Raw genomic sequence first — 23,328 nt, forward strand, 5'->3', positions numbered from 1 at the left:
GAATCCAGCGGCAGAAAGAGCTGAGCGGCACTTTCCCTCACTCACTCGGACCTTCGGAGAATGCCGGTTCGCCGTCTCGGAACTAGCGTGGGAGCCGATTTGTCCACCCGTGAGCACGAAGAGGGAACTGACATGAAGGCATCATCGGCTTGGCCTGTCTATGCACTGGCCCTGCTCCCGTTCATGCTCAGCTCGCCAGTTGCCCATGGGGAAACAGGAGAAGAGAGAAATGGAGCTGATCGGCAGAACGTGGAAACCATCACGGTAGTCTCCAAGTCCGTCGGCTCACCCGTTTCCCCTGGCCACAGCGCCGATCTGTTCGATGAGAAGGGAAATCGGATCGGGTTCTCGGCGACTTCCTGCTCTCCGGTCTCGTCGATGCCTACAACGGTCTTGTGCCACGGATCCTACGTACTGGACGGCAAGGGTGAGATCACCTGGGAGAACGCGAATCGCGGCCAGGCAACTCCGTACTTCACCGCCGTCACCGGGGGGACTGGAAGGTACTGCGAGGCGCGCGGGCAGATCCGGGTGATTCGAACCCAGTCCCAGCCTGGAGGGGGCCTCTCCCAGCTGAAGGTTTTCCTCGGCCGGAAGTGCCCTGTCTCCGCTTGATCGCGGATACCGGCCGGAACGGGCTTCGCTCACGGCAGCTGTAGTCCCAGTGCCTGCGCGGCCGGCACCTCGTCGGCATCTCCGGGCGCCGGCCCTCACCGTCGTGGATGCCGGCGTCGTCGCCCCTCACGGCCGTGGCGCCTCCCCGTCGGCGGTGGACCGCACCGGGGTGACAAAGGTGGTACGTACACGGTATTAACGGCTTCCATGAGCCAGCCGCTGCCCCTGGAAGGCATCACCGTCGTCGCCGTCGAACAGGCCGTGTCGGCTCCGTTCGCGACCCGTCAGCTCGCCGACCTCGGCGCCCGTGTGATCAAGGTGGAACGCCCCGACGGCGGCGACTTCGCCCGCGGCTACGACACCGCGGCGGGCGGACTCGCCTCGCACTTCGTCTGGTGCAACCGCGGCAAGGAGTCCCTCGCCGTGGACCTCAAGGACCCCCGGGGGCTGGCGGCGGTCCGCCGGCTGATCGCCAGGGCCGACGTCTTCGTGCAGAACCTCGCCCAGGGCGCGGCCGCCCGGCTCGGGCTGGACGCCGCCACGCTCTGCGACGCGCACCCGCGGCTGGTCGCGGTGGACATCTCGGGGTACGGGGCGTCCGGCCCGTACGCGCACAAGCGGGCCTACGACATGCTCGTCCAGTGCGAGGCCGGGCTGGTGTCCGTGACCGGCACCGCGGAGCAGCCGGTGAAGGCGGGCATCCCGGCGGCGGACGTCGCCGCGGCCATGTACGCCTTCTCGGGGGTGCTGGCCGCCCTGCTGCGGCGAGGCACGACCGGACGCGGCGGCCCGGTGGAGATCTCGATGCTGGAGTCGCTCGCGGAGTGGATGGGGCACCCCCTGCACCACGGGATGCACGGGGGCGACGCCCCGGAGCGCACGGGTCTGGCGCACGCGGTCATCGCGCCCTACGACGCCTACCCCACGGCCGACGGGGGCCGGGTACTGCTGTCGGTGCAGAACGACCGGGAGTGGCAGCGACTCGCCGAGCGGGTGCTGGGCCGACCGGAGCTGGCGGCGGATCCCGCCTTCGCGACCAACAAGGCGCGCACGGCGAACCGCGGGAGGACGGACGCGGTGGTCGCCCGGGCGCTGGCCCGGCTGGACTCCGGGGACGCCGTGGCGGCGCTGGAGGCGGCGGGTATCGCCTGCGCCCGTCTCAACACCGTGGCCGATCTGGCGGCCCATCCGCAGTTGGCGGCCCGGGACCGCTGGCGGGACATCGCGACGCCCGTCGGCCCGTTGCGGGCGATGCTGCCGCCGATCACCTTCCCGGGCGGCCCGGAGCCGGGCATGGGCGCCGTCCCGGCGCTCGGCGAGCACTCGGACGCGCTGCTGCGCGAGGCGGGGCTGACGGCCGACGACATCGCCGAGCTGCACCGGAGCGGAGTCGTTCCCTAGGAGCACACGGGCGGCGAACGCCTCGGGTGAGACTGGACGTTCACGCCGGGCTTCCGACTTCGGGACGGGACGCGACCGCTCGGTCGTGCCGGAGGCCGGTGCGGGCCACGGGAGCCCCTTGCACCCGCGCGTGGGCCCGGGCCGGGCCGCGCGCACACGGCAGGAGGTGAGGGTCGGCGGGGTGGTCGGACCTACGGTGTCCGGGCGGGAGCGAGGGGGACGGGTGCGCGTGATCGGTCACGCGTGCCCAGGTCGCCGTCCGGCCACCCCGCCGGTCACTGGCCCCGGCTGCCGAACAGCGAGCGGCGCAGTCGCCGGAGCGGCGCGAAGAGCGAGACGCGCGCGCTCTTGCTGCCACGGCTGTGCGCAATGTCACGCGTCGTCAGCTCACGCATGAGGGACGTCGCCTCGGCCGCCTCACGCTGCGGCACGGCGGGTCCGCCGAGTACCGCGAGATGGCGGTCGAGACGCGAGCTGGTCGCGCCCGTCCCGCAGGTGATCGCAGGGACCCGCGCCCTGCTGCGCATCGTTATCTGTTCCATGTCACTCCCCACCCGTACGAGGGCACCCGGCCCGGGCAGATTAACCCTATCGCCCCTGCCTCACACTCGTGTATCCCGCCCGAGCGATTCAGCACACACGTACGGGGGTTGACGGATGCTCACTGAATCCGCCTGATTCCAGGGCGAGTTGGACAGCCGCGAAGCCGGGACCAAACCTCCGGCCGCACCGCCCCGAACACCTGTCACCAGGCAGCAGGGACCGTCTCGTCCAGGACGGTCCGCGCGGCCGACCAGAGTCCACGACAGGACGGGACCGACATGTTCTCTCATCTCATCAGGAGCACGCGGGGGCGCAGAAACCTCGCCTCGCTCGTCTGTGGTGCGCTGGCGGCAGGGGGGCTCGCGGCCGCAGGAGTGAGCTCCACGCTCGCGCCGGGCGCCGCCAACGCGTCCAGCCACCGCGAGGCCCCGCTCATCTCCGGGCAGCCGCAGTACGACACGACGGACGTGTACGCGTTCGTCAGCCCCGACCGGCCGGACACCACGACGATCATCGCCAACTGGCTGCCGTTCGAGGAGCCGGCGGGCGGACCGAACTTCTACCGCTTCGCGGACGACGCCCGCTACGACATCCACATCGACTCCGACGGCGACGCCCAGGGTGACCTGCTCTACCGCTGGACCTTCCACGACCAGATCAAGAACGGTGACACGTTCCTGTTCAACACCGGGCCGGTGACCAGCCTGGACGACCCGGACCTCAACATCACCCAGACCTACGACCTGGAGATGATGCGGCTGCGGGACCAGCACGTGATCTCCACCACGAAGATCGCGAACGATGTGCCGGTCGCCCCGTCGAACGTGGGCAAGGCGTCCATGCCCGACTACGCGAAGCTCCGGAAGGAGGCCGTGCGCGAGCTGAAGGACGGCACCACCGTCTTCGCCGGCCAGGCCGACGACCCGTTCTTCCTCGACCTGCGGGTGTTCGACCTGCTGTACGGGGGCGACCTGTCCGAGGTCGGCCGGGACACACTGAAGGGCTACAACGTCAACAGCGTCGCCCTGCAGGTGCCCTCCGAGCACATCCGGCAGTCCGAGGGACAGCCCGTGGTCGGGATCTGGTCGACCACGCACCGCAAGAGCGCGAGCGGCGACTGGACGCAGGTCTCCCGGCTGGGCATGCCGCTGGTGAACGAGGTGGTCATCCCGCTCAAGGACAAGGACAGGTTCAACGCCTCGTCGCCCTGGAACGACGCCGACTTCCTCACGTCCGTCACCAACCCGGAGCTGCCGAAGCTCATCGAGGGCATCTACAAGATCGAAGCACCCGAGGAGCCGCGGGACGACCTCGTGTCGGTGTTCCTCACCGGCGTCAAGGACCTCAACCAGCCGCCGGGCGTCCGGCCCGCCGAGGCACTGCGTCTGAACACGGCCGTACCGCCCACCGGCGAGCCGAAGCGGCTCGGCGTGCTGGACGGCGACAACGCGGGTTTCCCGAACGGGCGCCGGCTGACCGACGACGTCCTGGACATCGCGCTCCAGGTCGTCGAGGGCGAACTCGTCGGGAAGAAGAACGACCTGGGCGACGCCGTCGACAAGAACGACGTGGAGTTCGAGAAGTCCTTCCCGTACGTGGCGCTGCCGACCTCGGGCTCCGACGGGCCCCTGGCGGAGGCCGCCGGGAGCCGCAGCCAGCTCGACGGCGGCGCGGAGCTGACCTCGGGCAGCGCCCCGGACGACCGCACCGTGCTGGCCCTCTCCGCCGGCGCCGCGGGCGCGGGCGTCGTGCTCGTCGGAGTCGGCCTGGCCTGGTGGCGGACGCGCCGGCGCGGCAGGTGGTCATGAAGCGGGCCACTCGGTCCGTGTGGCGCCTCGGGGCCGGGATCGTGGGACTGGCGTGCGTGCTGACCGCCGTGGGAGCGGTGCTGGGCGGCCCGGACGAGGTGCCCGCGGCCCCGGCCGCCGCGGGGGCGGTGGCCCCCGGAACGGCTCCCGGACAGAGAGCGCGCACCCTCCAGGCACATCTGAAGGCGCAGCCCAAGGACGCGGTCGCCTGGGCGTCGCTCGGTGCGGCGTACGTCGAGGAGGCCAGGGTGAGCGGCGATCCCTCGCGGTACCCCCGGGCCGGGGAGGCGTTCGCCCGCTCCCTGCGGCTCCGGCCCGAAGGCAACGCCGAAGCGCTCGCCGGCCGGGCGGCCCTCGCAGCGGCCCGGCACGACTTCCCGGCGGCGCTCCGGGACGCCGACCGGGCACTCGCGGTCAACCCGTACAGCGAGCGCGGTCTCGCCGTACGGATCGACGCGCTCGTGGAACTCGGCCGCTATCCGGCGGCGTTGGAGGCGGCTCGCCGGGCTGACGCCCGCCGGCCGGGCATCCCGGTGTTCACCCGCCTCGCCTACGTACGGGAGCTGCGCGGGGAGACCGAGGAGGCACAGCGCGTGCTGGAACTCGCCCGGGACTCGGCGAGCACCCGGAGCGACATCGCCTACACGGCGACGGCGCTCGGCCGGCTCGCCTGGTCCCAGGGCGACTACGACGAGGCCCTGCGGCAGTGCGGCGGGGCCCTGAAGGCCGAACCGGACAATCCGGAGGCACGCGAGTGCCGAGCGAGGGCACTGGCCGGCAAGGGCGAACTCGCCCCGGCCATCGCGGAGTTCGAGGCCGTCGTCGCCCGGTCCCCACTGCCGGGGCGATTGGTTGCGCTCGGGGAGCTGTACGAGGCGAGCGGCCGGCCGGAGCTCGCCCGCCGCCAGTACGAGGTGCTCGGCGCCTGGACGGGGCTCGCCCGGTCGGGCGGCGTGAACCCGGATCTGGACACGGCCCTCGCCGCCGCCGACCACGGCGACCGCGCCGAGGCCCTGCGCTCGGCCCGCGCCGAATGGCAACGCCGCCGCACCGTCCACACCGAGGACGCCCTCGCCTGGGCGCTGCATCGCGCGGGGCGCTCCGAGGAGGCCCTCGCCCATGCGCGGGCGGCGACCGCGACGGGCTTCCGGGACGCGGCCTTCCTCTATCACCGCGGCATGATCGAACGTGCCGTGGGCGAGCGGGCCGCCGCGCGTGCCTCACTGACCCGTGCCCTGGCGCTCAATCCCGCCTTCTCCCCCATCGGCGCGCGCGAGGCGCGCCGCGCGCTCGACGGTCCGGAGGCATCATGACCGACCCGTTGTCGAACACCCTCGCGGCGCTGCTCGCGGTCCTGGCACTGACCGCCGGGGCGAGGGGATGCCTGGCCCGCGTCCGCAAGCCCGGCGCGGTGCCGGTCACGGCGGAGCACCCCGACCCCGCGCGGCGGACGACGGCCGTCCCCGGCCCACGCCCCGCGACGACGGCGATCGGCCGTACGTCCGGGACGGGCCGGGGAGGCCCGGGCCGCCGCCCGCACCGCGACCGCGCGGCGCGCCCGACCGGGCCCGTACGCGCGATACGGGAAGGCGTTGTGCGCGAACGCGCGTCAGGGTCGCGGCCGGGGGCCTCCGGCACCGGGGCGCGTCTCGCGAGTGGCGTCGCCCGTCCGCAGGCCGGGGGCGTCCGGTGCGTGCCATCGCGGGGCGGCGGGAGGAGAACGCAGCCGCCGGCGCCGGCGACCGACGACGCCGCGAGGGGTCGCCTCCCGCGCCCGAAGGGCAAGGGAGGAGTGCGTGCCGGACGTTCCCGGCGACACGGGACCCGGGCAACCCGCCCCGGGGTCGAGCGAGCAGTACATGAACGGGCGGCACGCGGAGGACCGGAGGGCGTACGCGGGCGCGGCCGGGGGCACGCGGTCCGGGCATCGCTTCTGGTGGCGGCCGGGACTGCCGCCCTGCTCGTCGGGACGGGCGCGCCCGCCGCGGCCCACCCGCTGGGGAACTTCTCCGTGAACCGCTACGACGGACTCGTCGTCGCCGAACGGGAGTTGCGCGTCGACCACGTCGAGGACCTGGCGGAGATCCCGACCGCGCGGATACGGCCGCGGGAGATGGCGCCCGGCGCCCTGGCGGCCTGGGCGGAGGACCGCTGCGCCGTCGCGGCGCGCGAGGCCCGGCTGCTCGTGGACGGCCGGGCCGTGCCGCTCGGAACCGGACCCGCGCGCGCCTCCGTCCGGCCCGGCCAGGCCGGGCTGCCCACCCTCCGCGTCGAGTGCGCGATGCGCGCGCCGCTGCCCGGCGGCAGGACGGATGTGGCGTTCACGGCCGCCCCCGGTGAGGGTGCCGGCTGGCGGGAGATCACGGCACGCGGCGACGGCACGACACTGGCGTCGTCCGACGTACCCGGCGAGTCCGTCTCGCGCCGGCTGTCCGGCTATCCGCAGCGGCTGCTCGAGTCCCCGCCGTCCCGCACCTCGGCGCGGCTCACGGCCGCGCCCGGCGGACCCGCGCTCGGCGAGGGAACAGCGGCGGCGCCTCCGTCCGTGCTGCCGCGGGGGATCGACCGCTGGACCCAGGCCCTGACGGGGCTGGTCGAACGGCGTGACCTCACCGTGCCGTTCGGGGCGCTCGCCCTGGCCGTCGCCCTGGGACTCGGGGCCCTGCACGCCCTCGCCCCCGGCCACGGGAAGACCCTGATGGCCGCGGCGGCAGCGACGGGCGGCCGGAACTCGCTGCGGGAGGTACTGGCGCTCGGCGCCTCGGTGACCGTCACCCACACACTGGGCGTCCTCGCCCTGGGCGCGCTGATCGTCGCGGGGTCGGCCGTCACCCCGGCGGTCGTCGGCTGGCTGGGCACTGCGAGCGGGATCCTGGTCGCGGTGGCGGGTGGGCTGCTGGCGCGGCGGGCGTGGCAGGACCGGGCGCACGGGCGCGGACACACCCACGTCGAATGGCTCGGCGGCGGGCGCTTCCGTACCCACACGCACACGCACTCCCCCGACGACGGCCACGCACAGGACCACGGCCACGCACAGGACCACGGCCACGCTCAGGACCACGGTCACGAGCGGGCCCACGACGGCGCCCGGGAGCACGCACGCGAACCCGGGCACGAGCACCACCAGCACGAGTCGGGACGCGAACCAGATCACGAGCACCTCCCCGGCATCGGCGACGGGCACCGTCCCGGCCGCGGCTCCGGGCGGCGGCAGCCACTGCGCCGCAGCATCCTGCTCGGACTCGCCGGCGGCCTCGTCCCCAGTCCCTCCGCCGTGGTCGTACTCGTCGGTGCCGCGGCACTGGGCCACGCCTGGTTCGGGTTGCTCCTCGTCGTCGCGTACGGGGCGGGGCTCGCCCTCACCCTCACCGCGGCCGGCTTCGCCGTCGTGCGGCTCGGGGGCCGGATCGCGGCGCGGCTGGCACGGCGGCGGGCCACCGGACGGCTGGCCGGCCTCGTCCAGCGGTCGGCGCCCATCGCCACGGCGCTCACCGTGGTCGTCCTGGGCTGCGGACTGGCGCTCAGGGGGGCCGCAGGAGCGATGAGTTGAGCTAGCTTGGAACGGTTTCCACCGTGATGGTCGCTCTGCTGCGGATGGAGGGCTCGTCATGAGCGAAGTACCGGGCGGCGGACAGGACGGCGAGACTCGGGTGGCGGGGCGCTACCGCCTGCTGGACCGGCTCGGCGAGGGCGGCATGGGCGTCGTCTGGCGTGCCCGCGACGAGCTGCTCGGGCGGGAGGTCGCGGTCAAGGAGGTCCGCGCCCCCGCCGGGCTCGGAACGGCCGAGGTACGGCGGCTCTACACCCGGCTGGAGCGCGAGGGCTGGGCCGCGGCCCGGGTCTCGCACCGCAACGTCGTCACGGTGTACGACGTGGCGACACAGGACGGACGGCCGTGGATCGTGATGGAGCTCGTCCGCGGGCTCTCGCTCTCCGACGCGCTCGCCGCGGAGGGGCCGATGGTCCCGGAGCGTGCCGCCCGCGTCGGCGCGGAGGTGCTCGCGGCCCTGCGCGCGGCCCACGGGGCGGGTGTACTGCACCGGGACGTGAAGCCGGGCAACGTTCTGCTCGCCAACGACGGCCGCGTCGTGCTCACGGACTTCGGGATCGCCTCCGTCGAGGGCACGTCCGGACTGACGATGACGGGCGAACTGGTCGGCTCGCCCGAGTTCCTCGCCCCGGAGCGGGCACTCGGCCGCACCCCGGGGCCGGCATCGGACCTGTGGTCGCTGGGGGTCCTGCTGTACGCGGCGGTAGAGGGGCGGTCGCCGTTCCGCCGGGACACAGCGCTCGGCACGCTCCGCGCGGTCGTCGAGGAAGAACCGCCCGAACGGCGCCGGGCCGGTGCACTGGGGCCGGTGATCGCGGGTCTGCTGCGGAAGGAGCCCGAGGAGCGGATGTCCGCACCGGAGGCGGAACGGCTGCTCCGGGTCGTCGGCGCGGGAGGCACGCCCCGTACCGGTTCCCCTGCGGGCCCCGGTCCGCACGCGCCGCCGGTCGCCTCCACCGCTCCCCGCACCGCCGTCGCGCGCCCCGGTACCGCCGGACCGCCCACGGGTACGCCGGTGGGGCGGCCGCGGCGCGCGGCCGTCGTGCTGGCCGCGGGGATCGCCGCGCTGCTGCTGTCGCTGGGCGGTCTCACCTACGCCCTGCTGAACGACGGGAGCGCGAGCGGGAACGGAAGCGGGAGCGACGGGAGCGCGGGGCCGAACGGCGCAGGGTCGGACGGCGGTCCGGTGAACGGCGCCGCGGCGGGCGGGAGCGGTTCCACCTCCGGTCCCGCGGCGCCCTCCCGCTCGGGCCCTTCGGCTCCGGACGACGAAGGGGCCACGGCGACCGGCGGCGGCACCTCGCCAACGGAACGGCCGGCGCGGAGCGTACACGTCCGGGTCCACGCGATTCGCGCGGAGTACCGCGGGGCGTGTCCTCCGGCCGAGGCCGGCGCCCCGGCGTTCCGGGCGGCGGTCACCGTGGACAGCACTCCGGTCTCCGTGGCGTACCGCTGGGTGACCGGGAGCGGCCGGAGTTCCGACGGGGGCTGGAAAACGCTCGACTTCCCCTCGGGCGAGGGGAAGTCGCGGGAGATCGATCATGTGGAGTCGACGTACGCCGAGGGAGCGGTGCACCACGACCGGATCCGGATGGAGATCAGGAGTCCGGCCGCGGCACGGTCGGAGTGGGTGGCGTTCTCGGTGACGTGCGAGGAGGCGTCCCCGTCGGGGACGCCGTCCTCGCCGGGTCGGCCCTCGTGGGCGGAGGGGGCCGGTCAGGCCGCCGAACGGAACGGCGGCAGATAGCCCCCGGACTGCCCGGAGGCGGTCGGGTGGTACGACTCGCCGATGTTCAGCCAGTTGACGCTGTGCAGCCATGAGGCGCCCGAGCAGATCTCGTGCCCGGTGAAGGACGGCACGACGTCCGCGAAGGTGAAACCGTGGTCGGCGACGCGCTTGGCGATCGCCGCGTTGAGGTGGTCGGCTCCGCCGTTGATCGCGGCGCGCTCCTTCTCGGTGAGTCCGGCGATGCAGCTGCCGTTGAGTTTGTAGAAGCGGGGATAGCCGAGGACGACGACCCGGGCGGACGGCGACTTGGACCGGATGGTCGAGTACACCGAGTCGAGCCGGGCCGGGAGGGTCGTGTCCACGAAGCGCTTGGCCTCCTGGACCCGGGCGAGGCAGGTGCTCTCGGACTGCAGGACACACGTCGTCATCACGTCGGCGAAGCCCGCGTCGTTGCCGCCGATCGTGATGGACACGAGGTCGGTCCCGGAGTTGAGGGGGGCGAGCTGGCCGGCCAGGACATCACCCGTACGAGCGCCCGAGCAGGCCGTGAAGGCGAACGACGAGGGTGAGTTGGCGGCTGCCCAGAGGGCGGGGTAGGCCCGGTTGGTGCGCTTGCACGAGCCGCTGTCGTTCAGATAGGCGCCGGCGCCGAGACCCGACGAGTACGAGTCGCCGAGGGCCACGTAGTCGACCGCGGCCGCGGATTGCACGGCCTGGGCCTGGCCCGCGCCGGTGAGGGCGAGGGCGGCGCCGATGAGGAGCGAGGATGAGATTACCGCGATTCGGGACAGTTTCATGGAACCTCCCATTAGCAGGATCTCTGCTCAACTGTCGTAGCATGTCCCTTAGTTCACCGGAAGTGTTCATGCCAAAAACAATGCGGCCGGGCAACAGGGGTGTTACGCAGTGGCTCTTGACGGCCCGTCCGGAACGACGGGCAGGACCGGCCCCAGCATTCCGGCAATCCGCAGCATCTCCGGGCAAACACGCCGGGGCGAATGATCTCCGGGCATCAACTCGCCCCGTCCGGCACACGGCGCCGCACTCCCGCCCCGGAGCCGCGGCGACGGCGCTCGCGGCACTCGGACCGGCCCCGTACGCGCCCTTCACGCCCTCCCACCGCACCGCCGGACCGGACTTGGCACCCCTCCGTCCCAAAGGCGCCCATCCCAGCCGTCACTGCGATTGCCTTCCACCCCTCAGGCACCGCATTGCATAACAGGTTCGTGCAATTCCGCACGCGCCGGCAGAACAAGGAGAAACGTGCGCCCTACGGCCAGGTCTTGTCATACGGTCCCAATCATCAATACCGTCGTACATCCGCCCGCAACGGACCATCAAAGGCGACTCCTGGGGAGGGGTCCGACGTCGCGACGGTCCGCGGCGGGGCGCGGTAGGGGGGTGCCGTGCTCGGTCGTACTCGTGCCGAGTCACGTACCGCGCGGTCAGCTGTTCCGGCTCGCCCAGCAGGTGCGGAGTTCCATGCCGTCCTGGCCGGGGTGAGCACAACCCCCCTTTCGAACCGGACACTCATCCGGACCGCCCGGGGGCGGGCGGTCCACCGGACGAGAGGGAAACCGACTCATGAGCTCGTTCCTGCGCCCGGCGGTCCCGGGTCCTCACGATCCGATGGCCACGGCCGGCGCACCCGCACCGGTCATGGCGACGGCCACCGCCACGGCCACGCTCGGCCGAATACCGGCCCAGTACCGTCCGATCTCCTCCCACCTCGCCATCGCGCCGCCGGTCAGCGTCGTGATCCCGGCGATGAACGAGGCCAAGAACCTCCCGCACGTCTTCGGGACCCTGCCCGAGTGGATCCATGAAGTCGTGCTCGTCGACGGCAACTCCACGGACGGCACGGTGGACGTGGCCCGTTCGCTGTGGCCCGGCGTCAAGGTCGTCGAGCAGGCCGGCAAGGGCAAGGGGGACGCCCTCATCAGCGGCTTCGCGGCCTGCACCGGCGACATCATCGTCATGGTCGACGCGGACGGCTCCGCCGACGGTCAGGAGATCGTCAGCTATGTCTCCGCCCTGGTCGGCGGCGCCGACTTCGCCAAGGGCTCCCGCTTCGCCAACGGCGGCGGCACCGACGACATGACACCGGTCCGCAAGCTCGGCAACCGCGTCCTGTGCGGCATCGTGAACGCCAAGTTCGGCGCCCGCTACACGGACCTCTGCTACGGCTACAACGCGTTCTGGCGCCACTGCCTGGACCGCATCGCCCTGGACTGCACCGGCTTCGAGATCGAGACCCTGATGAACATCCGGGTCGTCAAGGCCGGGCTGCGGGTGCAGGAGGTCCCGAGCCACGAGCACCTCCGCATCCACGGCATGAGCAACCTCAGAGCCGTCCGCGACGGGCTGCGGGTGCTCAGAGTGATCCTCAGGGAGAAGGGCGTCCGCCGGGTCTCCCGCCGCGGTCCCGCAGCGGGCCTCAACGTCCCTCGAGGAGAGGTCTCTTGAACCACCGGACGTTCTCCGTGGTGGTCTGCGTCTACACCGAGGAACGCTGGACGGACATCCTCACGGCCGTGGAGTCGGTGCGCAGGCAGTCGCTGCCGGCGCTGGAGACGCTGGTCGTGGTCGACCACAACCCCCGGCTGCTGGCCCGTCTCACCGAGGAGTTCGCCGCCGGCCGAGGGAGCACGTCACCGGGAGAGGAGGTGCGGGTGCTCGCCAACGCGGGCCCCCGCGGCCTCTCCGCCGGACGCAACACCGGCATCGCCGTGTCCCGCGGCGAGTTCGTGGCCTTCCTCGACGACGACGCCGTGGCCGAGCGCGACTGGCTGCGGCGCTTCGCCGAGGGGTACGACGACCCCCGGGTCATGGCCGTCGGCGGCAGGACCCTGCCGGTATGGGCCTCGGGCCGCAGACCGGTGTGGTTCCCCGAGGAGTTCGACTGGGTCGTCGGGTGCACGTACCGGGGGCTACCTCCCGGCCGCGTCCGGGTCCGGAACGTCCTCGGCGGCAACGCCTCCTTCCGGCGCACCGCCTTCGACGCCGCCGGCGGATTCGCCAGCGGCATCGGACGGGACGGCGACAGACGGCCCCTGGGCTGTGAGGAGACCGAGCTCTGCATCCGGCTCGGCCGGGCCCTCCCGGACGCGGTGCTGCTGATCGACGACCGCGCCGTCATCCACCACAGGGTCCCCGCGCAGCGGGAGCGCTTCCGCTACTTCCGCACCCGCGCCTACGCCGAAGGGCTGTCCAAGGCCCTCGTCTCGCACAGTGTCGGCAGCGGCAAGGGCCTCGAGACCGAGCGCCGGTACACCACGCGTGTGCTCCCGGCAGGCGTCGTGCGCGGACTGCGCGACGCCCTGCTGGGCCGGCCGGGCGGTGCGGGACGCGCCGGGGCCATCGTCGCCGGTGTCGCCGCGGCCGCGGCCGGGTACGCGGTGGCGCGGGCACGCGCCCGTCACGGGGTGGCGTTCTCGTACGGCCCGATCACCGCCCACGCCCCGCTGGAAGGGGGCACGCCATGAACGAGGCCGTGCCGATCCTCATGTACCACGCGATAGCCCACCGGCCCGCTCCCGCGGTCCACGGCCTCTCCGTGGCACCGGATGCCTTCGCCGAGCAGATGGAACTGCTCGGCGAGCGCGGGTTCACCCCGGTCACGACCGCCGGGCTCGGCCGGGCCTGGCGGCACGGTGAACCCCTGCCGCCCCGGCCGGTGCTGATCACCTTCGACGACGGCTACGAGGGCGTGCACCGGCACGCCCTCCCCGTGCTCGACGGGCTGGGCTTCGCTTCGACCCTGTTCGTGTCGACCGGGTGGCTGCGGGGTGCGCACGAGGAGGGCGGCGCGCCCGACACCATGCTGGACTGGGGACAGGTGAGGGAACTGGCCGCGGCGGGCACGGAGATCGGCGGACATTCGCACACCCATCCGCAACTGGACCAGTTGGACGACCGACGGCTCCGGTTCGAGTCGCTGCGGTGCAGGGAGGTCATCGCCGCGGAAGTCGGTGAGGCGCCGGTCTCGTTCGCCTACCCGTACGGCTACTCCAGCCGCCGGGTACGGCAGGCGGTCCGCGCGGCCGGCTTCGCGCAGTCCCTGGCCGTGGGGAACGCCCTGGCCCGCCGTCGCCAGGGGCCCTACGCCCTGGAGCGGGTGACCGTCCGCCGCTCCACGGATGCGGCGGAGTTCGAGCGGCTCGTCGAGGGCCGGGGACTCGCCCTCGGCTTCGCCGGGGACCGGGCCCTCACCAAGGGGTACGCCGTCGTGCGCCGGACGAGGAGGGCGTTGCGGTTGCTGCGTACCTGAGTGCCCCGCAGGGGTGCACCCGAGTGCGGGCGGGGAGAGCGGCGGCACGCCCCAAAAGGCCGTGCACCGACGGCCGACGTGCCGGATCATGGCGCCATGACCGCCACCCCTGAGCACGCTCTGCCGATCCGGCTCAACGTCGACGACAGCGATTCGCCGTCGGATGTCGTCGACGCGCTGTTCCTCGGCCGCTTCGCGACGGGCGAGCAGCCGTATTCGCACAGTTCGACGATCGACCGGGTCAAGCCCGGCGCCACGCTGCTGCCGCCGGGCGCCCGGGTGCTGCGTGTCGCACGTGACGACGACCGGAGCGCGACGCTCGCCGAGGGCGACGGGTGGACCCTGCTGATCTCTCGGTGGAACCGCGGGGCGGACATCACGGTCACCGCGGTCACCGCGGACCTCGCCGAGAGGGTGCACAAGCAGGCGACGGACGGCGTCCAGGACGAGCCCGAACCGCAGCCCGAGAACGTCACCATGGGCTTCTGGTACGTCTCCCCGCGCCGCGGCCCGCACCGCACGACCCGCCAGATCAGCGCCGGCACCTGGGACGAGGTCCGTCCCAACTACACGACGCCGGTGGCGCAGGCGATGGACCGGCTGATGAAGGTGACGCCGGACGACATCGCGGGCCGGCTGCTCCTGCTGCACGGTCCGCCGGGCACGGGGAAGACCTCCGCGCTGCGGACGCTGGCCCGCTCGTGGCGCGACTGGTGCCAGGTGGACTGCGTCCTCGATCCGGAGCGGCTGTTCAACGACGTCGGCTATCTGATGGACATCGCGATCGGCGAGGACGAGGGCACGGCCAAGGGGCGCTGGAGGCTGCTGCTCCTGGAGGACTGCGACGAACTGATCCGGGGCGAGGCGCGGCACGCCGCGGGCCAGGCGCTGTCCCGGCTGCTGAACCTGACGGACGGACTGCTCGGCCAGGGCCGGAACGTCCTCGTGGGCGTCACCACCAACGAGGACCTCGAGCGGCTGCACCCCGCGGTCGTCCGGCCGGGCCGCTGCCTTGCGCGGATCGAGGTCGGCCCGCTCACCCGCGGGGAGGCCGTGTCCTGGCTGGGCACCGAGGAGGGTGTCGGCCGCGAGGGCGCGACGCTGGCGGAGTTGTACGCCCTGCGTCGCGGGACGGTGCCGGCGTCCGTGCCGTCCCAGCACGGCGGGGCGGACGCGGGACTGTACCTCTAGGGCTTTCGAAAGCAGCGTCGTCCGTCCCCGCCCGGACGGGACTTTCGCAACACGCCCCAGGGCACCGGGCGGGCGGCCGGGCCGCTGCTCTCTTGGGCGTGGCCGCGGCGCGGTCCCTCCGGGCGCACGGCCTCACTTCCCGTAGGTGGCGCGCAGTGCGTCCTGCACCGCGGAGAGCGCGTCGGCACGGGACAGGCCCAGTCGCTGGACCAGTTCGGCGTAGCCCTGGGCGGCCGTCGCCGCCTGGCGCTCCGCCGCCTCCCCCGCCGCCGCGACGAACGTGCCGTTCCGGCCCCTGGTTTCGATCACGCCGTCGCCCTCGAGGGCGCGGTACGCCTTGGCGACGGTGTTGGCAGCGAGGCCGAGTTCCTCCGCGAGACCCCGCACGGTGGGGAGTTTGTAGCCGACGGGCAGGGCGCCCGAGCGCGCCTGGGCCGAGATCTGGGAGCGGAGCTGCTCGTAGGGTGCGGGGCCGGCGTCCGTGTCGATGACGATTTTCAAGGTCACCACGTGATTGTCCCCCACTTCCCGGCCTCGGGCACGCCGCTCTGGCCCCTCGGGAAATTGAGAGGCGTGCACGGGGGCGCACGCGTAGCGTGCCGCATCATGACTGTGATCGTCCGCGCCTTCCGCGCGCCCGGGGACGCCGAAGCGGTCGCCCGGGTCCGGCGCACCGCCCTGCCGTTCATGCTGGTCACCCCCGAGTCCCTGGTGTTCGAGGCGGAGCACGCGCATCCGCTCGCCCGGTACCGGCCGCTGGTCGCCGAGGAGGACGGCGAGATCATCGGCACGGCGCAGGTGGGGCTCGCGCACGACAGTCCCGAGCCGGGGGTCGGCTACGCCAACGTCCATGTGCGTCCCGGGCGCCGTGGCCGCGGCGCGGGTTCGGCCCTCGTGCGCGCGGCCGAGGAGTATCTGGCCGGCGCCGGTGCCGTCAGGGTCCACACCTGGGTGCTGGACGAACCCGGGCACCGCGGCTTCGCCGAGCGGCGCGGCTACCGGGCCGGGCGCACGGCGCACTTCCTCCGTCTCGATCTGGCGGCCGCGGCGCTGCCGCCACTGCGGACCCCGCCGGACGGGGTGCGGATCGTCCCCGCGTCCGAGTTCGCCGGCGACCCGCGGCCGCTCTTCGAGCTGGATGCCGAGACGACGGCGGACGAACCGGGCGACGTGTCGGCGGAGTTCACGGACTACGGGCACTGGCTCGGCGAGACCTGGGGGCATCCGCTGTTCAGCCCGGAGCTCACGTCGGTCGCCGTCGTGGACGGGCGCCCGGCGGCGTTCAGCGCGGCCCGTACGGACGGCTCGGCCCGCTACGGGACCGCCATGACCGGCACCGCCCGGGCCCACCGCGGCCGCGGGCTGGCCAAGCTGGCGAAGAACGACTCGCTGCACCGGGCGCGGGACGCCGGGTTCACCGAGGCGTTCACCGGCAACGACGCGGGCAACGCCCCGATGCTCGCCGTCAACGAGTGGTTCGGATACGAGATCTGCGCTACGGAGGTGCGCCATGTCCGCACGCTGGGGTGAGTCCTGGGTCGATGTCACCCTGGTCAAGGCCGGGCGGACGAAGATCCGCTATCCGGCGGAGGTGGTCGCGGACGACGGTACCCGGGTCACCGTCCGCGCGCCGTGGGCTGGTGAGGGCGTGAAGGACTTCGGGTTCGTCCGCTTCGAACCGGGTGACGTCTTCACCGAGCACTACTGGCGCGACCGCTGGTACGCGGTCAAGGAGGTCCGGGCGGGCGACGGGACGCTGAAGGGCTGGTACACCGACATCACCCGACCCGCCCTGGTGTCCCGGGACGAGCTGGTGGTGGAGGACCTGGACCTGGATCTGTGGGTGTCGGCCGACGGCACGCTGGTCCTGCGGCTGGACGAGGACGAGTTCGCCGCGAGCGGACTCTCCGAGCGGGACCCCCGGGCGGCCGAGGAGGCGGTCCGAGCCCTGGACACCCTGGAACTCCTCGCCCAGCAGGGCCGGTTCACCCGGCTGCTGGACTGACGCGCGTCATCGGCAGCGGCACCGCACGGTCCGGCAGGCCGGGGTCGTGGCCGATCGGGTCGCCGTCCTCGTGCCAGTGGAGGACGAAACGCTCGCCCCTCCGGTACGCCTCGAACCCGGCCCTGCAGTACGCGACCATGTCGTCCGGGAGCGCGGCGAGGGGGTGCCAGGCCAGCTCCGAGCACTTGTGGGGCTCCCGGTTGTACGGCTCGCCGCCACCGGTGCCGTCGGCCTCGAAGAACCAGCCCGTGCGCGGCGGATCTCCCGGCCCCCGGTGCTGCATCACCAGCGCGACGCGCAGATCCTCCGGCGCGAACTCGACGCCGATCTCCTCGCGCGCCTCACGCACCATGGCCGCGCGCACGTCCTCGCCGTCCTCGACATGGCCCGAGGGGCCGTTCCACAGCCCGTCCCCGTAACCCGTCCCCGCCCGGCGGGCGAGCAGGACCTCGTCGCCGCGGCGCAGGACGAGATGGACGTCGACGACTTCGCGGTGCCGGGCCGGGACCGCACGGGCGTCCTCGCCCTGCCGGGCGGGCGTGGCCCTCGGGCCCTCGCCGTCGGGGCCCCGGGCAACAAGGGCTTCCCGGTCGGGCCCGGCCGGGACGGTCCGGGCCACCAGGGCGTACCGCTCGTCGTGCACGGCCCTGCCCCACAGGCCGGGCACGTCCGACAGCCGTTCGTGGTCGATCCTCCGGGAGAGCGGACCGAGGGCGGCGATCAGGCGGGCCGCAGGCAGTCCGCCGCCCTGCCACACCCCTTCGACCAGCACCAGCCGCCCGCCCGGGCGCAGCAGGGACGTCCAGTGGGTGAGGGCCGCCTCCGGGTCGTCCATCGCCCACAGCACATGGCGGACGAGCACGGTGTCGTACCGCCGGTCCCCCACCGGGGGCCGCTCCGCGCGGCCCGTCAGCACCTCGGCCCCCGTGCCCGCGAGTTTGCGGCGCGCTGCCTCCGCCATCCGCGGCGAGAGGTCGACGGCGGTCACCCGGTGGCCCTGTCCGGCGGCGAGCAGGGCGAGGCTGCCCGTGCCGCAGCCGAGGTCGAGCACGTCGGAGGGCGCCGGCGGCAGCCAGTGCCGCATGCGCTCCGCCCAGGCGTGGCGGACCGCGGGGTCGCGCAGCCCGTGGTCGGGCTCGTCGTCGAAGGTGTCCGCGGCGGCGTCCCAGTCGATCGTCGTCATGCGCCCGATCGTCGCAGCCGCCACTGACAACGGGTCGCCGTGCGGCGGGGCCTGCGGTGGTGGGAGCGGTACGGGCCGCCCGCCGTCCGGCGCTCGACGAACTCGTGGCCGTACCGCTCGTGCCTCCCCCCGCGCCCCGGGGCCGGGGGCGCGGGGGCCTCCGTCACACCGTCACGTCGCGGCGGCGCCCGACGAGCTTCTTCAGCAGGGGCCAGGCCAGCAGCACCGCGATCACGGTGTACACCGTCACCGAGAACGGGGTGCCGACCAGGCCGGTGACGCTGCCGTCGCTGATCTGGAGCGCGCGCCGCAGCTGCTGTTCGGCGGCAGGGCCGAGGATGACACCGATGACCGCTGGCAGCACGGGCAGCCCGTACCGCCGCATCCCGAAACCGATCAGGCCGATCAGCAGCAGGATCAGCAGGTCCAGCGGCTCCCCGCCGACCGCGTAGGCGCCCACGGCGGCGAAGAAGAGGATGCCGGCGTACAGGTACGGCCGCGGGATGCGCAGCAGCTTCGCCCACAGGGGTGCGAGCGGCAGGTTCAGCGCGAGCAGCAGGACCATTCCGACGAACAGCGACGCGATCAGGCCCCAGACCAGTTCGGGTTCGCGTTCGAAGAGCAGCGGTCCGGGCTGGATGCCGTACTGCTGGAAGGCGGCGAGCATCACGGCCGCGACGGCCGTCGTCGGCAGCCCGAGTGTCAGCATCGACACGAGCGTGCCGGCCGCCGACGCGGACGCCGCGGACTCCGGTCCCGCCACGCCTTCGATGGCCCCCTTGCCGAACTCCTCCTTGTGCCGGGAGAGGCGCTTCTCGGTGACGTACGACAGGAACGTGGGGATCTCCGCGCCGCCCGCGGGGACGGCGCCGAACGGGAAGCCGATCACCGGGCCGCGCAGCCAGGACTTCCAGGTCCTGCGGACGTCGGCCCCGGCGAGCCAGGGCCGGCCGACCGGTATCGCCTCACCGGTGGTGCGCCGCAGATGGGCGGCCACCCAGAGCGCCTCGCCGATCGCGAAGAGCCCGACGGCGACGATGACGACGTCGATGCCGTCGGCGAGCTGGAGCGAGCCGAAGGTCAGCCGCTGCTGTCCGGTGAGCTGGTCCAGGCCGACGAGGCCCAGGGTGAGCCCGACGAGCAGCGAGGCCAGGCCCCGGATGCGGGAGGAGCCGAGGACGGAGGTGACGGCGATGAAGGCCAGCACCATGATGGCGAAGTAGTCGGGGGCCCCGATGTCGACGGCGAGCGCGGCGACGGTCGGGGCGAGCGCGACGAGGAGGATCGTGCCGATCATGCCGCCGGTGAAGTGGCCGACGGCGGCGGCGGCGAGCGCCTGCGCGCCCCGGCCCGCCTTGGCCATCGGGTTGCCGTCGATCGCGGCGACCACGGCGGCGCTCTCGCCCGGGGTGTTGAGCAGGATGGACGTGGTCGATCCGCCGAACATGGCGCCGTAGTAGATGCCCGCGAACATGATGAAGGCGCCGGTCGGTTCGAGTCCATAGGTGACGGGCAGCAGCAGCGCGACCGCCATGGCCGGGCCGATGCCGGGCAGCACGCCGATGGCCGTGCCGAGCAGCACGCCCAGTGCCGCCCAGAGGAGGTTGACCGGGGTCAGTGCCGTCCCGAAGCCGTCGACGAGGGAGTTGAACGAGTCCATCGGCTAGAGCACCCCCATCAGCGGGCCACCGGGCAGCGGCACCCCGAGCAGGTTGTTGAAGACAAGGAAGGTGACGAGTGAGAGGGCGGCCGCGATCAGCGGGTCGCGCCGCGGGTGCCTGCTGCCCAGCGCGTACGCCGAGCCCCAGAAGAGCAGCGCCCCGGAGAGGGGAAGGCCGAGCGGTTCGATGAGGACGGCATTGCCGAGGAAGACGCCGGCGAGCAGCAGCACCGTGCGCCGGTCGGCGGGTTCGGCGAGGTCGACGTCCTCTCCGGTCTCCGCCTCGCCGCGGCCGCCGCGCAGCACGTCCACGGCGATGAGGGCGGCTACCACCAGCAACCCGGTGCCGACGACGAGTGGCACGGTCCTGGGGCCCACGGGTCCGCGCTGGGCGAGGTCGAGGGGCATGGTCAGCGCGTCGGTCAGGACGAGGACGCCGATGACGACGAGCAGCAGGCTCACGCCGAGTTCGGAGTGGTCCCGCAGCCAGGAGCGGCCCGCCGGGGCGGCCGGTGCCTCCGGTGCGGTCGGGGTGGTCCGTGTGCTCACAGCCCCAGCTCCTTCAGTACGGAGTCGACTCGGCGGTCCTGCGCCCGCAGGAAGTCGCCGAACCTCTCGCCGGGCAGGAAGGCGTCGTCCCAGCCGTTCCTCCGCATCGACTCCTGCCACTGCTTCGAGCCGTGCAGCTCGGTGACGAGGCCGATGAGCTTGTCGCGTTCGGCGTCGGAGAGCCCGGGCGGGGCGACGATGCCGCGCCAGTTGGTGAAGTCGGTGGCGAGTCCGGACTCGCGCAGGGTGGGTGCGTCGAGACCGGGTACGCGCTCCGGGCCGGTCACGGCCAGCAGCCGCAGCTCCCCGGACCTGATCTGGTCGAGGTACTCGCCGACGCCCGAGACACCGAAGGCGATCTTGTTCCCGAGGATGGAGGCGAGCAGCTCGCCGCCGCCGTCGAAGGGAACGTAGTTGACGGAGCGGGGCGCGATGCCGGCGGCCCGGGCCATCAGCATGGGGGCGAGGTGGTCGGGGCCGCCGGGTGACGAGCCACCGCCCACGGGCACTTTGGCGGGGTCCTTCCTCCAGGCCGCGACGAGCTGCTGGATGGTCTTGTAGGGGGAGTCCTTCGCGACCACCACGATGTCCTGCTCCTCGGTGAGCCGGGCGATCGGGGTGGTGTCGGCGAGGGTCCTCGGCGACTTGTTGGTGTGCACGGCACCGACGACGCCGAGCCCCATCGACATGGCGAGCCTGCCGTTGCCGTGCTCTCCGACGAGGCGGGTCAGTCCGACGGTGCCGCCCGCACCCGGCAGGTTGAACACCTCGATGCCGTGGGTGAGGCCGGCCTCCTCGGCGTTCTTCGCCGCCGTCCGGGCCGTGATGTCGTAGCCGCCGCCCGGCGAGTTGGGGACCATGAAGCGCAGGCCGGGGATCCGGGTACCGGTGTCGGCGCCGCTGCCGGGGGTGAGCAGCGGTGGCCCCACGAGCACCAGCAGCGCCGCCCCGAGGAGGGCGAGGGGAGTGCGCGATCGCACGTGAGCCGCCTTTCGATCTGAGCAGGGGACGTGTGAAGTGGCCCACATGTTGCCGGTGCGTTAAGAAGCTGTCTCTCTTCCGGAACCAACGGACGTTGTGGTCCTTGTGGTCGCGGCCTAGCGTGTCGGCGTGACGCAGCGCTGTTCCGGACCGCACGGTCTCCCGATACCGCTCCGCCGCGGGCCGCGCCCGGGACGGAGCAGCGGCCGGAGCGGGCCGCCGGGCACGCGGCCGAGGGCCTCGGCGTCGGGTGCGGGCCCGTCCGCCGCGCGGCGGCGCGGCGCGTGCCGGTGCGGCGCCCGCGCCTCCGGGGGCAGGGACCTGTGCGGTGCCCGCGCCGCCGGCGCGTGGCCGTACGACAGCGGCCCGTCCGGGACCCGCCCCCTCGACGCCCGTGGGTCCGGCTCGCCGAGCGCAGCCCTGGGGGGTGGCTCCCGTTGGTGAACGTCCTCGTGGTGGACGACGACTTCATGGTCGCCAAGCTCCACACCCGCTATGTGTCCGCGACACCGGGCTTCGCGGTCGCCGGGGTGGCCCACAGCGGCACGGAGGCCCTGCGCGCGGTGGAACGGCTGCGCCCCGATCTGGTGCTGCTGGACATCTATCTGCCCGACATGGACGGGATCGGTGTGCTGCGCGAACTGCGCGCGGCGGAGGAGCGGGACGCGGAGCGGAAGCCGGTGGACGTCCTGTTCATCACGGCGGCCCGGGACGCCGGCACGGTGCGCTCGGCACTGCGCGCCGGCGCACTGCACTACCTGATCAAGCCGTTCAGCCCCGCCGCGCTCCAGGAGCAGCTGCGGCACGTGGCGTCGCTCCGGAGCCGGCTGGAGTCGCTGGACGAGGCGCGCCAGGAGGACGTTGACAGGATCTTCGGCACCCGTCCGCCCGGGTCCCGCGAGCTGCCCAAGGGGCTCGCCGCCCACACGGCGGACCTGGTCGACCGCGTCCTGCGCGAGCACCCGGAGGGCATGTCGGCCTCCGAGTGCGCGGAGGCGGGCCGGCTCTCCCGTGTGAGCGCCCGGCGCTACCTGGAGTACTTCGCGGATACGGGCCGCGCCGAGGTGACTCTCAGGTACGGCGGCACGGGGCGTCCGGAGCGCCGGTACCGACGGCTCGGCTGAGCTCCCGTTCGGTGAATCCACTGTGGTCAACCGATGGTTGACGCTCGTGGCCCACCGGACCCGGGGCGAGCGGCGCCCGGCCTCCACGGGAGATCGGACTCATCGAGGTGCCGCCGGAGGGCGGTTGGCCCGGAGGCACCGCCGGGCCAGTCGGTCACGGCGGCGGTTGACGAGCAGTCCGGCGAGGCAGACCGTCACCAGCAGGGCCGCGCAGCCGAACGAGGTCCAGACGACGCGCTCCCTGGTCAGCATCAGCCACACCGCGGGCAGCAGTGCCGCAGCCGCCCCGAGCAGGGACCAGCTCACCTCACGTCCCGGCCTGCTGACGTCGAGCAACGCGCACAGGCGTTCAGCACGCTGCGCCGCCAGGGCCGACAACCGCGGATCGGGCACGGGGCGCCCGCGGGCGGTGGCCCCGAAGAGATCCATCCGGTCCCGCCACGCGAGCCCGGCCGCGGTCCGGAGCCACTCGTCCCACCGGCTCTCCGACCAGTACCGCCGCAGGCGCTGCCGTACGAGGACGAAGAAGCCGACGAGCACCGGCCCGGCCGCGACGAGTAGCGCGGGAGAGCCCAGCGGCGACCTCCTCGGGACGACCACCGCCGCGGCGAGGACGAGCAGAACGGCGAGGAGGCGGAGCGCGGCCGCCCGGTCGAGTGCGGACATGGCGCCTCCCGGGTGCGTCGGCGGCCGCTGGTGCCGCGGCCGGGGAATCCAGC

The 23,328-nt window shown here is 73.4% G+C and carries 21 protein-coding genes; 13 read left to right on the top strand and 8 right to left on the bottom strand.

The features are described from left to right. The first annotated feature begins 132 nt into the window (after positions 1–132). Together AB0J10_RS05600 and AB0J10_RS05605 are read left to right on the top strand one after the other, a co-directional pair. On the top strand, positions 133–615 hold the full coding sequence (locus AB0J10_RS05600; RefSeq protein WP_363058093.1) for a hypothetical protein: 483 nt from the start codon (positions 133–135) through the stop codon (positions 613–615). 207 nt (positions 616–822) lie between these two features. Continuing rightward, positions 823–2,016, top strand: coding sequence for a CaiB/BaiF CoA-transferase family protein (locus AB0J10_RS05605; protein WP_363058095.1), 1,194 nt, complete (start codon positions 823–825; stop codon positions 2,014–2,016). Positions 2,017–2,291: 275 nt separating this feature from the next. Here the strand turns inward: AB0J10_RS05605 and AB0J10_RS05610 are convergent, their stop codons facing one another. Beyond that, entirely contained in the window at positions 2,292–2,558 is a 267-nt protein-coding gene (locus tag AB0J10_RS05610) for a hypothetical protein (RefSeq protein ID WP_363058097.1), read from the bottom strand. Positions 2,559–2,837: 279 nt separating this feature from the next. Between AB0J10_RS05610 and AB0J10_RS05615 the strand changes: the two genes are divergently transcribed. From AB0J10_RS05615 to AB0J10_RS05630, 4 genes are all read left to right on the top strand, one after another. Continuing rightward, positions 2,838–4,367 (top strand): DUF4331 domain-containing protein, encoded by a 1,530-nt coding sequence (locus AB0J10_RS05615; RefSeq protein WP_363058099.1) that lies wholly within the window; start codon positions 2,838–2,840, stop codon positions 4,365–4,367. After that, positions 4,364–5,680, top strand: coding sequence for a tetratricopeptide repeat protein (locus tag AB0J10_RS05620; RefSeq protein WP_363058101.1), 1,317 nt, complete (start codon positions 4,364–4,366; stop codon positions 5,678–5,680). Before AB0J10_RS05615 ends, AB0J10_RS05620 begins: the two co-directional genes overlap by 4 nt. Positions 5,681–6,303: 623 nt before the next feature. After that, positions 6,304–7,917 carry a hypothetical protein gene (locus tag AB0J10_RS05625; protein ID WP_363058103.1) on the top strand — a complete coding sequence of 538 codons (1,614 nt, stop codon included), beginning with the start codon at positions 6,304–6,306 and terminating at the stop codon, positions 7,915–7,917. 58 nt (positions 7,918–7,975) lie between these two features. Continuing rightward, complete coding sequence (locus tag AB0J10_RS05630) at positions 7,976–9,664, top strand: protein kinase (protein ID WP_363058105.1); 1,689 nt, start codon at positions 7,976–7,978, stop codon at positions 9,662–9,664. Here AB0J10_RS05630 and AB0J10_RS05635 read toward each other — a convergent pair. Further along, on the bottom strand, positions 9,634–10,443 hold the full coding sequence (locus tag AB0J10_RS05635) for an SGNH/GDSL hydrolase family protein (protein WP_363058107.1): 810 nt from the start codon (positions 10,441–10,443) through the stop codon (positions 9,634–9,636). The genes AB0J10_RS05630 and AB0J10_RS05635 overlap by 31 nt on opposite strands. Positions 10,444–11,230: 787 nt before the next feature. Here AB0J10_RS05635 and AB0J10_RS05640 point away from each other — a divergent pair. The 4 genes from AB0J10_RS05640 (at position 11,231) to AB0J10_RS05655 (ending at position 15,107) form a co-directional block, all read left to right on the top strand. Further along, a complete protein-coding gene (locus AB0J10_RS05640; protein ID WP_363058109.1) occupies positions 11,231–12,112 on the top strand; it encodes a glycosyltransferase family 2 protein in 882 nt (293 codons plus the stop codon). Next, positions 12,109–13,131, top strand: a complete 1,023-nt coding sequence (locus AB0J10_RS05645) for a glycosyltransferase family 2 protein (RefSeq protein WP_363058111.1) — start codon at positions 12,109–12,111, stop codon at positions 13,129–13,131. Before AB0J10_RS05640 ends, AB0J10_RS05645 begins: the two co-directional genes overlap by 4 nt. Then, entirely contained in the window at positions 13,128–13,916 is a 789-nt protein-coding gene (locus tag AB0J10_RS05650) for a polysaccharide deacetylase family protein (RefSeq protein WP_363058113.1), read from the top strand. The genes AB0J10_RS05645 and AB0J10_RS05650 overlap by 4 nt, the downstream gene beginning before the upstream one ends. 96 nt (positions 13,917–14,012) lie before the next feature. Continuing rightward, entirely contained in the window at positions 14,013–15,107 is a 1,095-nt protein-coding gene (locus AB0J10_RS05655) for a DUF5925 domain-containing protein (protein ID WP_363058115.1), read from the top strand. A 132-nt stretch (positions 15,108–15,239) separates the two neighbouring features. Here AB0J10_RS05655 and AB0J10_RS05660 read toward each other — a convergent pair whose 3' ends face one another. Next, positions 15,240–15,614, bottom strand: coding sequence for a GntR family transcriptional regulator (locus AB0J10_RS05660; RefSeq protein ID WP_363058117.1), 375 nt, complete (start codon positions 15,612–15,614; stop codon positions 15,240–15,242). A 99-nt stretch (positions 15,615–15,713) separates the two neighbouring features. Here AB0J10_RS05660 and AB0J10_RS05665 point away from each other — a divergent pair, with 99 nt between their 5' ends. Both AB0J10_RS05665 and AB0J10_RS05670 read left to right on the top strand, forming a co-directional pair. Continuing rightward, positions 15,714–16,637: a GNAT family N-acetyltransferase gene (locus AB0J10_RS05665; RefSeq protein WP_363058119.1), complete on the top strand. Its 924-nt coding sequence runs from the start codon at positions 15,714–15,716 to the stop codon at positions 16,635–16,637. Continuing rightward, positions 16,618–17,112, top strand: coding sequence for a DUF402 domain-containing protein (locus tag AB0J10_RS05670; RefSeq protein WP_363058121.1), 495 nt, complete (start codon positions 16,618–16,620; stop codon positions 17,110–17,112). Before AB0J10_RS05665 ends, AB0J10_RS05670 begins: the two co-directional genes overlap by 20 nt. Here the strand turns inward: AB0J10_RS05670 and AB0J10_RS05675 are convergent. The 4 genes from AB0J10_RS05675 to AB0J10_RS05690 form a co-directional block, all read right to left on the bottom strand. After that, on the bottom strand, positions 17,093–18,295 hold the full coding sequence (locus tag AB0J10_RS05675; protein ID WP_363058123.1) for a methyltransferase domain-containing protein: 1,203 nt from the start codon (positions 18,293–18,295) through the stop codon (positions 17,093–17,095). The two genes, AB0J10_RS05670 and AB0J10_RS05675, sit on opposite strands and share 20 nt — an antisense overlap. Positions 18,296–18,458: 163 nt before the next feature. After that, complete coding sequence (locus AB0J10_RS05680; RefSeq protein ID WP_363058125.1) at positions 18,459–19,955, bottom strand: tripartite tricarboxylate transporter permease; 1,497 nt, start codon at positions 19,953–19,955, stop codon at positions 18,459–18,461. 3 nt (positions 19,956–19,958) lie between these two features. Then, positions 19,959–20,504, bottom strand: coding sequence for a tripartite tricarboxylate transporter TctB family protein (locus AB0J10_RS05685; RefSeq protein WP_363058127.1), 546 nt, complete (start codon positions 20,502–20,504; stop codon positions 19,959–19,961). Further along, positions 20,501–21,484 (bottom strand): tripartite tricarboxylate transporter substrate binding protein, encoded by a 984-nt coding sequence (locus AB0J10_RS05690; protein ID WP_363058129.1) that lies wholly within the window; start codon positions 21,482–21,484, stop codon positions 20,501–20,503. Before AB0J10_RS05690 ends, AB0J10_RS05685 begins: the two co-directional genes overlap by 4 nt. Positions 21,485–21,922: 438 nt before the next feature. On the opposite strand from AB0J10_RS05690, the gene AB0J10_RS05695 reads away from it, so the two are divergent. Continuing rightward, positions 21,923–22,609 (top strand): response regulator, encoded by a 687-nt coding sequence (locus AB0J10_RS05695; RefSeq protein WP_363058131.1) that lies wholly within the window; start codon positions 21,923–21,925, stop codon positions 22,607–22,609. A gap of 99 nt (positions 22,610–22,708) precedes the next feature. Here AB0J10_RS05695 and AB0J10_RS05700 read toward each other — a convergent pair whose 3' ends face one another. Then, entirely contained in the window at positions 22,709–23,275 is a 567-nt protein-coding gene (locus tag AB0J10_RS05700; RefSeq protein ID WP_363058133.1) for a hypothetical protein, read from the bottom strand. Positions 23,276–23,328: the final 53 nt, after the last annotated feature.

This window comes from Streptomyces sp. NPDC049887, assembly GCF_040656535.1.
GTDB lineage: Bacteria > Actinomycetota > Actinomycetes > Streptomycetales > Streptomycetaceae > Streptomyces.